This window comes from Leuconostoc pseudomesenteroides KCTC 3652, assembly GCF_014634745.1.
GTDB lineage: Bacteria > Bacillota > Bacilli > Lactobacillales > Lactobacillaceae > Leuconostoc > Leuconostoc pseudomesenteroides.
Genome location: NZ_BMBP01000001.1, coordinates 457,242 through 470,644 on the forward strand (window position 1 = coordinate 457,242; position 13,403 = coordinate 470,644).

Here is a 13,403-nt window from a genome sequence, read left to right on the forward strand (position 1 = left end):
ATTATTTTACTAATGCGTTAACAACGTTTTCAAGATGAATACCGTGACTTGCTTTGAGCAAAATCACGTCCCCGTTTTCACCTAACGTCTGTAAATCTGTGATTAATTCGGCTAACTGATCTGTTTCATATTGGTGCAAGTGCGTTGAATCAAAGCGCTGTTGCAAAATGGGATAAAGATACATCCCCATAAATTTTCCAACCAAGTAAACGCCATCAACATCCGCCTCTATCACCGTTTTTGCCAGACCAGCGTGCAATTTTTGCGTTTGCTCGCCTAATTCTAACATGTCTCCTAGCACAATGTACCGATGTGTACTAGGAATCATTTTCAGTGTTGCCAAAACGGCAGCTACAGCAGTTGGATTTGAATTATAAACATCGCTAATCAAAGTCACGCCGTGAGCTGTCGTGAGCGTTTCAGTACGATTTTTAGTCAAATCAAAATGTTTTAGTGCCTTTGCGGCGTCTTTTGTGTCAATATGTAATAAGATACCCGCTGAAATCGCTGCGAGCGCATTCATTATATTATACCGACCTCTCAGCGGAATAGCAAATCGAGTATCATCGAATGTGAAAGAAGTTTCAGCTTTATTTTCATCGATATCACTGATTTTCTTTCCAAAATGAACAACCGATTGATTAATAGCAGCTGTTGTCAACAAAGGTTCATCAAAAGGTATAATTAATGTGCCGTCAGCTTTTAGTCCTTGGGTGATTTCCAATTTTGCCTTAGCAATATTGGCACGCGTTTTGAAAAATTCAATATGCGCCTCGCCAATCATCGTGATAATCGCGACATCTGGCAATGTCAATTCCGACAAAACAGACAGTTGCCCAAACCGATCCATACCCAATTCAACAACGAGCACTTCAGTGTCTTCTGGCATCGTCAAAAGTGTTAGCGGTACACCGATTTCATTATTGAAGTTTTCGGGTGTTTTGAAAGTTTTATACCTCGTGGCAAAAACTGCAGCAGCCATATCTTTGGTGGTCGTTTTACCATTAGAGCCTGTGATTGCTACAACCTTGGGGTTAATATCTTGTCGTCGATATCGCGCCAACTTTTGCAGAGCCGTTAAAGTATCAGGCACTATCACGGCAGCAATAGTTGATGGTATTTGGTGTTGATTGTCAGCAAGTACAGCTACTGCGCCATGATTTAATGCTTGTTCGATGTAATCATGTCCATCGTTTTGTGCTACTAATGCCACAAATAAATCACCAGGTTTAACTTGACGCGAGTCAAAAGAAACACCGCTAACAACCACATCTCCAAATTGAACAGGTGCTTGTAAAATTTGTCCTATTTTTGATACCGAATAATTCATGCTAATCCTTTCGAAATACAGTTATGCTTTCCACATGGGACGTTTGTGGAAATTGGTCAACTGGTAGTATGGAGCCATCAATGTGATAACCTCGTCGAATGATTTCAACAGCATCTCTCGCAAGTGTTACAGGATTGCAACTAATATATACAAATCGATTTGGTCCCATATCAACTGTTGCTTCAATTAATTCAGCAGTTAACCCACGCCGAGGCGGATCAACAAATACAACATCCGGTTTTAATCTTTCTTGTTGCCAGCGTTTAAACTGCTCAGGCGCATCAGCTAAAATGTATGTCGCGTTGGTAATCTGATTATTAACCAAATTCAACTGTGCATCAGCAACCGCACCAGGCACAACCTCAACACCAATCACCTTTTTAACACGATTAGCCACACTAATACCAATAGTGCCAATGCCCGAATACGCATCAATAACAATATCATTCGCTTGTAATTCAGCTTTTTGAGCTGCTAAATCGTATAATATTTCAGTCATTTGCGGGTTAACTTGATAGAAAGAATTAGGACCAATAATAAAATCATACCCTAACAACGTATCATGAATGGCATCTTCGCCCCATAGAGTCCTGTTATTAGGACTCAACAACACATACTCACGTTTTGGACTATAATTTAATCGCAAGCTTTTTAATTCAGGTAATTGTGTGTGTATTTCATTAACAATTTCCGATTCATTAGGCAAAGTTGGCACGTCAGAAACTAAAACCACCATTAATTCATGTGAATAATAACCTCTCCGAACCATAATATAACGGATTGCACCTTGCTGCGTATCTGGATCAAAGGCTGAAATTTGATATTTTTCCAAAATATCTCTAACGATTACAATTGCTTGATCAATTGCTTGGTCATTGACAAAATAATCTGTCATGGGCACTAATTCATGACTACCACGGCGATAAAATCCACTGGTTAATTTTTCATTTTGCCACTTCACCGGTACAATCGTCTTATTACGGTAATACGTTGGCTTTCGCATTCCAACAGTTGGTGCAACAGTCACTGTTAGACCTTGTTTGGCAAATAATTTTTGAATTTGCTTTTGTTTCAAAACCAATTGTGCTTCATATTTTAAATTGACCAGAGGTGCTGTACCAGCTTCAATCAAGTATTGACGGTGATTATTTTGTCTGGCATCGGAAGATACTATCCGCTCAATGACTTTTGCATAACCCGAAAATTTATCCACCTGTGTGACACATAGACGAATTTTCTCATTGGGAATAGCATCAGCAATATATAAAGGATAGTGTTCGGTTACGTGAACAATACCCATGCCATCAATACGAATGTCATCCACAACTGCCGTTATTTCCTGCCCTAATTTAACCGGTAAAATTGTACGTGCGATAGTTCTGCCCTCATACATAAAAAACGCTCACCAAGGTGAACGTTTTTGAATGAACAATTACTTGTCTTCGTTGTTCTTGAAACCAAATCCAGCAAACTTTTTGTTGAACTTGTCGACTGCACCATCGGCTTGAGTAAACTTTTGCTTACCAGTATAAAATGGGTGTGAGTCTGATGTAATATCCATACGGATTGATGGATACTCTTTACCTTCAAATTCAGTTGTTGTATCAGATGTCACAGTAGAAGCTGACAAGAACTTCTTACCTGTTGAAGCATCGACGAACACAACTGCGTGATAATCTGGGTGAATTTCTGCTTGCATGATTCGTTTCTCCTTAGCGCCCTAAGTCTCGTGACCTAGAGTCAGTTATTAACTAGATAATTGTATCAAAATTTCTATTAACATGCAACTGTTTAAGGCATCAAATTAATCAAATCAATCCCTTCAATTGTCACATCAGCGCCCAAATGGCTTAACTTTTCTTGAATGCGATCATAACCACGCAAAATATGATCCGCATCATTAATGACAGTTTCGCCTTCTGCCATAATAGCAGCAATAACAAGTGCTGCCCCTGCTCGAATTTCTGCTGCCTGAACGCTCGTTCCTAATAGACGTGGTGATTGATTGATTTTGATTTGTCCAGGAACAGCTGAATCAATATCGCCACCCATTCGACGTAGTTCAGCGATATGCTTCACTCGTTTGGGGTAAATCGTATCGACAATTGTACTTTCGCCTTTGGCTAACAATAGCAACGGTGTAATTGGCTGTTGCAGGTCAGTCGCAAAACCAGGATAAGGCATTGTCTTAATAGCCACAGGCTTTAATTCATCAGACTTATAAACATGAATGGCATCTTCACCAATATCTAAGTTAACGCCCATTTCAATCAGTTTAGACGTATATGATTCTAAATGTTCTGGAATGACGTTTTTAATCGTTACGCCGTCACCGAATGCAGCAGCCATACTCATATACGTGCCAGCCTCAATCCGATCCGGAATAACCGTATGTGTGTTTCGCGCTTTCAAACTAGGTACGCCAGCAATACGAATTGTATCGGTTCCAGCACCACGAATACTAGCACCCATGTTATTTAAGAATGTTACGATATCGATAATTTCAGGCTCACGTGCAGCATTTTCAATGATCGTCTGCCCTTTAGCACGCACGGCTGCCAAGATAATATTAATTGTTGCACCCACAGAAACTGTATCCAGAGCGACACGCGCACCAATCAAGCCATGGCTGGTAGCGTCTATGTGAATAATATCGTTGACTTCAGTCACCGTCGCTCCCAACGCCTCAAATCCTTTGATGTGTTGGTCAATTGGACGTCGTCCTAAATTATCACCACCAGGGAAAGTTACTGTCGCACGACCAAAACGGCCTAGTAAGGCGCCCATAAAATAGTATGAGGCCCGCAACGACTTAATTGCACCGCTTGGTAAATCACTTTCAGTAATATGTGTTGGGTCAATTGTCAATTCACCATTTTCAAACGTTGAACTGACATTCATTGCTTGCAAAATTAGCTGCAAATTCTTGACATCCAAAATTTGTGGCACTGTATCAAATTTAACTGGTGTATCAGCTAAAATTGCCGCTGGAATCAGTGCTACTGTTGAATTTTTAGCGCCACCAATAGTGACTTCACCACGTAAACGATGGCCGCCTTGTACGATTATTTTTGCCATGAAATTATCCTGTAACTTTATAGTCTGCATTCAATTATAACGTGTTTTCAAGCACAACTCAAATTAAATTAGAAAAATAATCAACGAATCGTCACATTAAATTGCGATTGTAATCCGCTTATAACGCTTTCAAAATCAGCATTAACCTCAGCCTCAACAAGCGTTTCATCATTATCTTGATACGTCAGAGTATAAGCCAAAGACTTCTTGTTTTCTGGTAAATTATTACCTGTATATTCATCAAATAATGTCACATCAACTAAATGATGCCCAGCAGTTTTGTGAATGGTATCTTCAATTTCAGCTGATGAAACCTGGCTGTCTACTAGCAGCGCTATGTCTCGGCTCATTTGAGGAAAGCGTGAAATAGGCCGATAAGAGACACTCGAATGGACATTTTTCAACACAGCAAAAATATTCAACTCGAAACCGAACACTGGTGACAATTTTTGCGCTTTCGTCAAACGCGGATGAATTTGTCCTACAAATCCCAAGTATTCTGTGCCCGCATAGACATCGGCTGTTTGGCCAGGATGCATATTAAGATGGCGACTTGTTGCTTGATAACTGACGTCACTTACACCAATCTGTTGTAAGTAACTTTCAACCACACCCTTCATATCATAGAAATCAACTGCTTTTGCCTGTTTACCCTTTTGCCAAGTTGATTCAAGACGACTACCCGTTAATACCCCAGCCACATGTTCAATTTCTGCTGGCTGCTGATCTTCTTGTTTGGCAATAAAAACACGTCCTTGCTCATATAGCGCAATATCATGAACAGCGTGTGCTGCATTATAAACAACATCATCTAAAAGACCAGCCAATAAATTTTGTCGTGCAGTTGTTCGATCCGAGCTCATTGGATAGTCAAGTGTCACGACGCTGTCTGCCGAATTTTCAGCAAATAGTTGTGCCTTGTTGGGTGTCGTTAAGACATAGGAAATGGCCTGATTTAATCCCAATGATTCCAAAATACGTCGAGTCCCTCTGATTTGACGTTGCAGCAAGCTCAACTTACCTGGCGTTGTTGGACCATACGGTAATGTCAATGGCAAATTATCATAACCAAATAGTCTTGCCACTTCTTCAATCAAATCTGCTTCGATACTGATATCTGGTCTCCGCGCAGGAACATCAACTAAAATCTGATCACCATTAATCTGATATGTGAATGCTAATTGATCAAAATAACCTGCAATTGCAGCCACATCAAGAGATGTGCCCAATATTTGATTAACCCGTTTAGCAGTTAATGAAAGATGCACGGCTTCACGTTGCTGATTAGCCGCTTCGATACGACCACGTGCCACCTGACCATCAGCTAAATCATCTGCCAAACTTGCAGCATGATCTAAAGCAGTGAACGTATTGTCCCAGTTAACACCACGTTCAAATCGTGCCGAAGCTTCTGAATGCAAATTATGTCGACGTGCTGTGGCGCGAATAAGACTTGGATTAAAAATAGCACCTTCAATCACAATATTTTTGGTGTTGGCATCAACTTCTGAACTAGTGCCACCCATAACACCGGCTAACATTAAACCATCTTGTCCGCTGGCAATGACAATATCTTTTCCAGATCGAAGTGCCCGATTTTGACCGTCTAATGTGACCAAAGACTCATTATCATTGGCAAGACGAACATGAATATCTTTGTGTGATAACTTGTCCAAATCAAAGGCATGTAGGGGTTGTCCATACATTAACATCATATAGTTGGTAATATCAACTATATTATTGATTGGCCTCATGCCTGCGTTCCACAACTTTTTTTGTAACCACAGCGGTGAATCCTTCACCGTAACTTGATTTACAACCCGCAATGCGTATTTTGGTGCCAAAGACGGGTCATCAATCTGAATCGATATCTGGCTATCGGCCGGTGTTTCATATTCAATTAATTCAAAGTCGGGTTCTTGAACCTTCACCTGTCGCATTGCGCCAAACTCATATGCTGTTCCGATCATTGAAAGCATATCAGAGCGATTTGGTGTTAGGTCCGTATCTAAGACTGGTTCATTCATCCCCAAAGCCGCAATTGCGTCATCGCCAGGTTTTACACCATCATCTGGTCCAAAAACATAAATACCGGCCTCAAAATCTTTAGGTGCAATCTTGTTATCAAATCCTATTTCTTGTAACGCAACCAACATGCCATAAGACATTTGTCCTCGTAATGACACTGCAGAAAGCGTCACTAATTCGCCACTACCATGATTGATAATATGGGCACCAACTTTGGCCAAAATAACAAATTGACCGGCAGCGACATTGGGCGCTCCAGTAACAATTTGAATCGGTTCAGATTCACCAGCATCAATCTGTGTAATAACCATATGATCTGAATCTGGATGTGGGTTAACGCTCAAAACCTTTGCCACAACCAAACCATCTTGTTGTCGCGCAATAGTGGTATAGCTATCAATTTCAACACTTGTACGCGCAACTTGCTCAGCCAGTTGATTAACAGCAACCTCATCCAAAGCAAGCGGCTCATCCAAATATTCATTTAACCAAGCTAAACTCGTTTTCATGATTAATTCCCCTTCCGATTAAATTGTGACAAAAACCGAACATCATTCAGATAGAATTGTCGAATATCATCTACACCATACTTCAACATTGCAAGTCGATCCGGTCCCAATCCAAAGGCAAACCCTGAATATTTTTCAGGATCAACACCGTCCATGCGTAATACATTGGGATGCGTCATACCCGCTCCCAAAACTTCAATCCATTTAATATCTTCTGGTTTTGTATCAGGTGTCACCTCATCCCAGGAAACATCGACTTCAACAGACGGTTCCGTAAATGGAAAGTATGATGGGCGCATCCGAATTTGATGCTTTTCGCCGAACAATTCCTGCATAACGGATAATAAAGTGCCCTTTAAGTCTGCCATAGTAATATTTTCACCAACAACCATGCCTTCAACTTGATGGAATTGGTGCGAATGTGTGGCATCATCAGTATCACGACGGTAAACTTTTCCCGGTGCAATCATTTTAAGAGGCCCCTTAGAAAAATCATGTTTCTCTAATGAACGTGACTGAACAGGTGAGGTCTGCGTGCGAAGCAAAATTTCTGGCGTAATATAAAATGTATCCTGCATGTCACGGGCTGGATGATCTTTAGGCAAGTTTTCTCTTTCGAAATTATACTCATCCGTCTCAACTTCTGGTGAATCAACTGTATCATCAATTACTTGAAAGCCAAGACCCAAAAAATGTTGCTCAATTTCATCAATAATCTGTTGTAATACGTGCGGTTGACCAATTAGTGCTTTGGTGCCTGGCATTGTGACGTCAATTTTTTCTGCTTCCAACTGCTTGGACAAAGCTGCTTCTGCCTCAGCAGCTTTTTTTTCGGCCAATAATTCAGTAATCGTTTGCCGAACATCATTGCCAATTTCACCGACTGCTTTACGATTTTCAGCAGCGACATCCTTCATGCCCTTCAATAAAGCAGTCAACTCACCTTTTTTGCCCAATAATTTAACACGCAATTGTTCAATATCGGCATCTTGTGAATTAATACGTGAAACAGCAGATTGTTTCAGCTGTTTTAAATCATCAATTAAACTCATCATTTTTCCTTTCTAACAAAAAATCCCATGTTATCTCAAAAAAGATAACATGGGACGTCAAATAAACGCGGTACCACCCAAATTTCTGAACATCGCCAGCTTTGGTGTCCGTAACGTGGACTAGCGTTGGCGATTAAGCCATTACTCCTGACTGAAATTCATCATTAGCTACCCACGGTCTTCCACTATTCACCGCTCGCTATTGGCGCTTAATCATTACTAGGTCATTCATCGCAATCTTACTATGTCTATTGTATCAAACTTCTGTCATGCTGTCAGGCACTTCGAGTTTTGCAACATTATTGAATTTATCAGCCCATTCGTGAACTGCTTTCATCATTGGTCGCATCGCTTCGCCAGCCTCAGTCAATTTGTATTCAATCAAATTAGAATCTTCATAAGTTTGACGAATCACTAAATGCGCTGCTTCTAGTTCTTTTAAACGCTCGACCAAAACGCGGTCTGAGCAAGCTGGAATAGCACGTGAAATTTCTAAAAACCGCTTTGGACCACTGACCAGTAACGTTTCAATAATCATTCCGTTCCATTTACGACCAAGAATTTCGAATGTTTTTGTAAAATTTTGACATAAAAGATTTTCTGTATGTTCTGCCAACTTTGCCATAATTATTCCTCCAGGCTCTTGTGTTCATTCTAACACAATCTTATACTATTGACAAAAAGTAAGCTAATTAACAGGGAAACGTGGTTGCCCCCCTGATAAGACTCTGACAATATCTTCCGCTGCTTTAATGGCAACATTATCCATTGCTTCTTGCGAAATCATGGCGACATGTGGCGTCACAAATGCATTGGGTAATTGTAGTAATGGATTATCAGCACTAATTGGTTCATGTTCGACAACGTCCAAACCAGCGCCAGCAATCACATCATTTTTCAGGGCATCAATCAATGCTGCTTCGTCAATCAATGCACCCCGCCCAATATTAACTAGCACCGCTGAAGATTTCATCTTTGAAAAAACATCTGCGTTAATCATGTGCGTCGTTTCTGGTGTTGCTGGTAACGCGGTCACAATAAAGTCAGATTGTTCATAAATTTCGTCTAGCGTGGCCATCCGACCGTTCACTACCTCATGTGAATGTCTTGCGTAAGCTAAAACATTCACATCAAAACCAGTTAACAATCGATCGATATTTTGACCAATGTGCCCAAAACCAATAATTCCTACTGTTTTGCCTGATATTTCCTGGCCATTATGCGCTGATAAGTATGCGGCATTTGTTGCATCTGTGAGTAATTCACGACGCTGGTAATACAGGCGACCAGCCATCAACATGTGCATGATAGCCGTCTCGGCAACAGCGGTAGCATTTGCACCAGGTGTATTTGTCACGACAATATCATGCTTGGCGGCAGCAGCCAAATCAACGTTATCATAACCGACACCGTGTCGTGCAATCACTTTCAAATTAGGCATCTTAGCCATCAATGATTCACCAAAAGGGTGCATCATTATCAGAATACCATCAACGTCTGTGTGCGACAAAAAGTCATCGTCACTCGCCTGATCGCTAATAATAACCTCGAAACCCTTTTCTTCCAAATATTTAACCGCTTTTTTTGCTGTTAAATTCGCAACCAAAACTTTTTTCATTAGAATAATTCTCCTGTAAATGGTATTTTCGGTGTTTGCTCAAAATTATATGTTTTTAAAGTTTCTGCTGCTGTCACATAAGCCGTTAAAGACTCAGATAACATCAAATTAACAGGAAACTGTAGCTCATTGACGACCACTATTGGCTTTTTAGCAACCCAAGCCATTCCTTGTTCAAAGGCCGTACCGGAATCAGCATCATTATCTCGATAATCAATCACTGATACAATAATATCAGCTGCCATGACATTGGTAACGTCTCTTTGAAACACTTCCGCCGCCCAAGGGGCACTAAATTCCGGATTTTCGGTTTTTTGATTCTGTCGTGGTGAGTAATAATCTTTAACCGTTGGATTAGCATCTAACGCAGATTCAATACGTTTGGCACGGTCAATTTGTTCGTCTGAAAAAAAAGGTGCTGCAAGATAAATCTGAGGCATGGGTAAACTCCTTAGTGTAAATTATTAAATGCGCCTGGCATTAATTGTGCAATGTTAGTTTCAATTTCTTGCCCTTGATCATTAATTAGCCAAATTGGCATGTCGGGTTCAAAAAACTCTACCATTACCTGCCTGCAAGCGCCGCATGGTGCAATTGGTTCGTCTGTCTTTCCAGAAATGACAAGACCATGAAAATGACGATGACCAGCTGCAATAGCTGTGAATATGGCAGTTCTTTCAGCGCAGTTAGTTAAGCCAAATGACACGTTCTCAATATTAACACCTTTGAAAATTTCACCATTTTCACCCAACAAAGCAGCGCCAACTGGAAAATGTGAATATGGGGTATAAGTATCATTTAACGCCGCATTGGCAACATCAGCAAGTGTGCTTGGTACAGTCATAATTTTTCTCTCCTAACTGTTATTTTAACAAAAAAACAGCCCGTTGGACCGTTTATTTTCACTTGGATAGCAGTGTTTCTAATTCAGATAGTCGTGTCTCAAAGACTGCAAAAGCTTGCTTCAAGTATTCAGCTTGACTCATGTCGACACCTGCTTTTTGAATAATATTCAACGCATAATCTGAATTACCCGACTTTAAATAGTTTTTATAATCTTGAGCACCGTTGCCATTCAAAATACGTTCTGCCAGTGTGGTTGCAGCAGCTTCGCCAGTAGCATACTGATAAACGTAGAAATTATAATAAAAATGAGGAATACGAGACCATTCATAAGCAATAGCTTCATCAGGAAAAAGATCTGGTCCATAGAACTTTTGATTCAACTCAGCATAATAATCACTCATAACTTCAGCTGTTAAAGCAGTCCCATTAGCACTTTGTTCGTGGATCCACTGTTCAAATTCCGCAAACTGAGTTTGGCGAAATACCGTTCCCTTAAAGCCGTCTAAGTATTGGTTTAAAACATACGCACGAAACTTAGGATCACTGTTTGTTTCCAGCAAATAGTCCGTCAACAATCCTTCATTAGTTGTTGAGGCAATTTCTGCCAAAAAAATAGGATAATCGCCATAATGATACTCTTGGTTATGCCGTGTTAAATAAGAGTGAACGGAATGTCCCATTTCATGAACCAAGGTATAAACATTATTCAAATTATTTTGCCAATTCAACAAAATGAATGGTTTAGTGTCATAAGCACCACTTGAATAGGCACCAGTACGCTTACCTTTATTCTCGACAACATCAATCCATCGCTCATCAAACGCCTTTTGAACAATCGCGACATAATCTTCCCCCAACGGCGCCAATGCTGATAAGACAATCTGTTGCGCCTTTTCATAGGTGACATCAAAATCGATTTCATCAACCAAAGGCACGTACAAGTCATAAGAATGTACATCATCAACACCCAGTATTTTCTTACGCAACGCAACAAATCGATGTAATAATGGTAAGTTTTCATCCACAGTTGTCGTTAGTGTTTGAAAAACACTTTCAGGAATATTGTTTCCTGAAACAGCAGCTTGGCGGGCTGAATCATAGTGGCGAGCCTTAGCCAAAAAATTGTGCCCCTTTACATGAGCAGATAAGGTTGAGGCAAACGTATTTTGTAATCCAATATAACTATCATATAGGGTTGTAAAAGCTTCTTGACGTAAATTCCGGTTCTGTGATTCCAACAGAAGTGAGTATAAACCATTTGTCAGTGGCACCACTTCTCCAGTTTCAGTATGAACATTGCCGAATGTAATATCAGAATTGTCAAGTGCACCAAATGTTTGCTCGGACGCACCAAAAATGTCACTCGCACCTGCTAAGAGCGCTTCTTGATCGGCAGGCAACGTATGAGGCTTTTGAGCAAGTAAAACATCAAAAAAATGCTGATACTTGGTTAACTTATCTGTGGCAAGATATTTTGCCAATGTCTCATCAGGAATAGCTAAGACTTCTGGTTGAAAGAATGACGTTGCTGCACTCAACTCCGCATATAAACTCTGAACCTGCGCATTATAAGCCGCATATTTAGGATTAGTAGTGTCTTGATCAAAAATCTGATGTGCATACACATAGACTTTTTCAAATTCTCGTTCAGCTGCAAGATCTGCTTCTAATGCAGCCAACAATGCAGTGGCAGATTCACCAACATGACCAATATATTGGCTTAATTGTTTTGCTGCAGATTGAACTGACTTGAATGCCACTTCAAACGCATCATCTGACTCAAAAATGGTGGTGAGATCCCATGTTAAATTTTCAGGAACTTCGGAACGTAATATTTGTTGTGCCATAATTATAAACGTGCGGAACGCCGCACTCTCCTTATCATTCAATACTAATCATTTTATCATATTCGCAGTAAATGATGTTACTTTGCGTTCAACCATTTGGGTAATCGCCGAATTAAAATATAACCACCTTGCTGTAAAATAAAATTTTGCTTTTCCAAGCTGGAGAATATTTGCTGTAACTGAACTATTTTGAAATCATCATCACCCAAGAAGTACTGAAGTAATATTTGGCTTAATTTCTGTTTTTTGATGACATGTTGTAAACCAATTTTTTCTAACAATAACACGACCAATAATCTGAAATGCCAATTCGCAATATTCAAACCAAACGTGCACCCTTGAAATATCCATTCGGGCGCATCAGGTAGTCGTCGATTATGTTGATATAAGTGATTAATTAAAAATTTATCAACACGCTGTTGCATAAGTAGACTGTGGACTTTGTAACGTTGCTTATTCACATCAAGTTGATAAGTCGGTAATTGCAGTGATTTTATAAACAGGTCACGATGCCTTTTCTCAGTGTATTTTACACGTGAAAAATCAGCTTTGATAAAATGATGACGGTGGACAAACGTTTTGTCATTAGACAAATAAAAAACAAGCTGTCGTGCAGTCATAAACTTTAGAATGGTTTTTTGACTTAGATTACGATTATAATAAGTCTCACCTAAAATCCAAAGAACTTTGATTTGACAGGATTGGTAGCCTGCATTGCGTTGCATTAACCTTTTTTGAGATATTGGGCTGCATTGATATTCGATTGCTAATTTTTGCTTTCCACGGGTCAGCAAAATATCAGGACGTTGCTGTATACTTGCAATTACAGCTTCAATTTCAACATGTCCGAATTGTTGCAAATACTGTGCTAACTGCATTTTGCCCGACAAATGGGCTGTCGTTTCATTTTCAGTTAGTGTTTGGCAAAGCGTGCCTGAATAATGGGCAAAATGTTTTTGCTTAACATCACCAACTTTTAACATCACAGGCTCACGACAACCAGGACAAAAATACGATTGATCTTTTTGTCCATCTTTAGCCAAAATGTATTTTTGACGCTGGTTATAGGCTACAATCATAAAAAAGCACCTCCAA

12 protein-coding genes are annotated in these 13,403 nt (G+C 40.0%); all 12 read right to left on the minus strand.

Translation table 11 applies throughout. The features are described from left to right. Window position 1 precedes the first annotated feature (1 nt). Window positions 2-1,330, minus strand: a complete 1,329-nt coding sequence (locus tag IEU65_RS02205) for a UDP-N-acetylmuramoyl-tripeptide--D-alanyl-D-alanine ligase (RefSeq protein WP_010278590.1) — start codon at window positions 1,328-1,330, stop codon at window positions 2-4. 1 nt (window position 1,331) lies between these two features. Continuing rightward, complete coding sequence (gene rlmD, locus IEU65_RS02210; RefSeq protein WP_010278594.1) at window positions 1,332-2,723, minus strand: 23S rRNA (uracil(1939)-C(5))-methyltransferase RlmD; 1,392 nt, start codon at window positions 2,721-2,723, stop codon at window positions 1,332-1,334. Window positions 2,724-2,762: 39 nt separating this feature from the next. Then, window positions 2,763-3,029, minus strand: a complete 267-nt coding sequence (locus IEU65_RS02215; protein ID WP_010278597.1) for a type B 50S ribosomal protein L31 — start codon at window positions 3,027-3,029, stop codon at window positions 2,763-2,765. A gap of 92 nt (window positions 3,030-3,121) precedes the next feature. Next, window positions 3,122-4,408 carry a UDP-N-acetylglucosamine 1-carboxyvinyltransferase gene (gene murA / locus IEU65_RS02220; RefSeq protein WP_010278601.1) on the minus strand — a complete coding sequence of 429 codons (1,287 nt, stop codon included), beginning with the start codon at window positions 4,406-4,408 and terminating at the stop codon, window positions 3,122-3,124. 80 nt (window positions 4,409-4,488) lie between these two features. Then, window positions 4,489-6,945 (minus strand): phenylalanine--tRNA ligase subunit beta, encoded by a 2,457-nt coding sequence (gene pheT, locus IEU65_RS02225; protein WP_010278603.1) that lies wholly within the window; start codon window positions 6,943-6,945, stop codon window positions 4,489-4,491. Between the two features lie 2 nt (window positions 6,946-6,947). After that, window positions 6,948-7,997, minus strand: a complete 1,050-nt coding sequence (pheS, locus tag IEU65_RS02230; protein WP_010278606.1) for a phenylalanine--tRNA ligase subunit alpha — start codon at window positions 7,995-7,997, stop codon at window positions 6,948-6,950. Window positions 7,998-8,253: 256 nt separating this feature from the next. Then, on the minus strand, window positions 8,254-8,622 hold the full coding sequence (locus IEU65_RS02235) for a winged helix-turn-helix transcriptional regulator (RefSeq protein WP_010278609.1): 369 nt from the start codon (window positions 8,620-8,622) through the stop codon (window positions 8,254-8,256). Between the two features lie 63 nt (window positions 8,623-8,685). Next, window positions 8,686-9,615, minus strand: coding sequence for a phosphoglycerate dehydrogenase (locus IEU65_RS02240; RefSeq protein WP_010278610.1), 930 nt, complete (start codon window positions 9,613-9,615; stop codon window positions 8,686-8,688). Then, window positions 9,615-10,055 carry a nucleoside 2-deoxyribosyltransferase gene (locus IEU65_RS02245; RefSeq protein ID WP_010278612.1) on the minus strand — a complete coding sequence of 147 codons (441 nt, stop codon included), beginning with the start codon at window positions 10,053-10,055 and terminating at the stop codon, window positions 9,615-9,617. The genes IEU65_RS02240 and IEU65_RS02245 overlap by 1 nt, the downstream gene beginning before the upstream one ends. Window positions 10,056-10,066: 11 nt before the next feature. After that, on the minus strand, window positions 10,067-10,459 hold the full coding sequence (locus IEU65_RS02250; RefSeq protein ID WP_010278613.1) for a cytidine deaminase: 393 nt from the start codon (window positions 10,457-10,459) through the stop codon (window positions 10,067-10,069). A gap of 58 nt (window positions 10,460-10,517) precedes the next feature. Beyond that, complete coding sequence (gene pepF, locus IEU65_RS02255; protein WP_010278615.1) at window positions 10,518-12,308, minus strand: oligoendopeptidase F; 1,791 nt, start codon at window positions 12,306-12,308, stop codon at window positions 10,518-10,520. 77 nt (window positions 12,309-12,385) lie between these two features. After that, on the minus strand, window positions 12,386-13,387 hold the full coding sequence (locus tag IEU65_RS02260; protein WP_010278617.1) for a competence protein CoiA: 1,002 nt from the start codon (window positions 13,385-13,387) through the stop codon (window positions 12,386-12,388). Window positions 13,388-13,403: the final 16 nt, after the last annotated feature.

Excerpts from the sequence above, each read along its gene's own strand:
- IEU65_RS02240 (WP_010278610.1), bottom strand. The coding sequence starts at position 9,615 with ATGAAAAAAGTTTTGGTTGCGAATTTAACAGCAAAAAAAGCGGTTAAA.
- IEU65_RS02260 (WP_010278617.1), bottom strand. The coding sequence starts at position 13,387 with ATGATTGTAGCCTATAACCAGCGTCAAAAATACATTTTGGCTAAAGAT.
- pepF (WP_010278615.1), bottom strand. The coding sequence starts at position 12,308 with ATGGCACAACAAATATTACGTTCCGAAGTTCCTGAAAATTTAACATGG.
- pheS (WP_010278606.1), bottom strand. The coding sequence starts at position 7,997 with ATGAGTTTAATTGATGATTTAAAACAGCTGAAACAATCTGCTGTTTCA.
- IEU65_RS02245 (WP_010278612.1), bottom strand. The coding sequence starts at position 10,055 with ATGCCTCAGATTTATCTTGCAGCACCTTTTTTTTCAGACGAACAAATT.
- murA (WP_010278601.1), bottom strand. The coding sequence starts at position 4,408 with ATGGCAAAAATAATCGTACAAGGCGGCCATCGTTTACGTGGTGAAGTC.
- IEU65_RS02205 (WP_010278590.1), bottom strand. The coding sequence starts at position 1,330 with ATGAATTATTCGGTATCAAAAATAGGACAAATTTTACAAGCACCTGTT.
- IEU65_RS02215 (WP_010278597.1), bottom strand. The coding sequence starts at position 3,029 with ATGCAAGCAGAAATTCACCCAGATTATCACGCAGTTGTGTTCGTCGAT.
- rlmD (WP_010278594.1), bottom strand. The coding sequence starts at position 2,723 with ATGTATGAGGGCAGAACTATCGCACGTACAATTTTACCGGTTAAATTA.
- pheT (WP_010278603.1), bottom strand. The coding sequence starts at position 6,945 with ATGAAAACGAGTTTAGCTTGGTTAAATGAATATTTGGATGAGCCGCTT.
- IEU65_RS02235 (WP_010278609.1), bottom strand. The coding sequence starts at position 8,622 with ATGGCAAAGTTGGCAGAACATACAGAAAATCTTTTATGTCAAAATTTT.
- IEU65_RS02250 (WP_010278613.1), bottom strand. The coding sequence starts at position 10,459 with ATGACTGTACCAAGCACACTTGCTGATGTTGCCAATGCGGCGTTAAAT.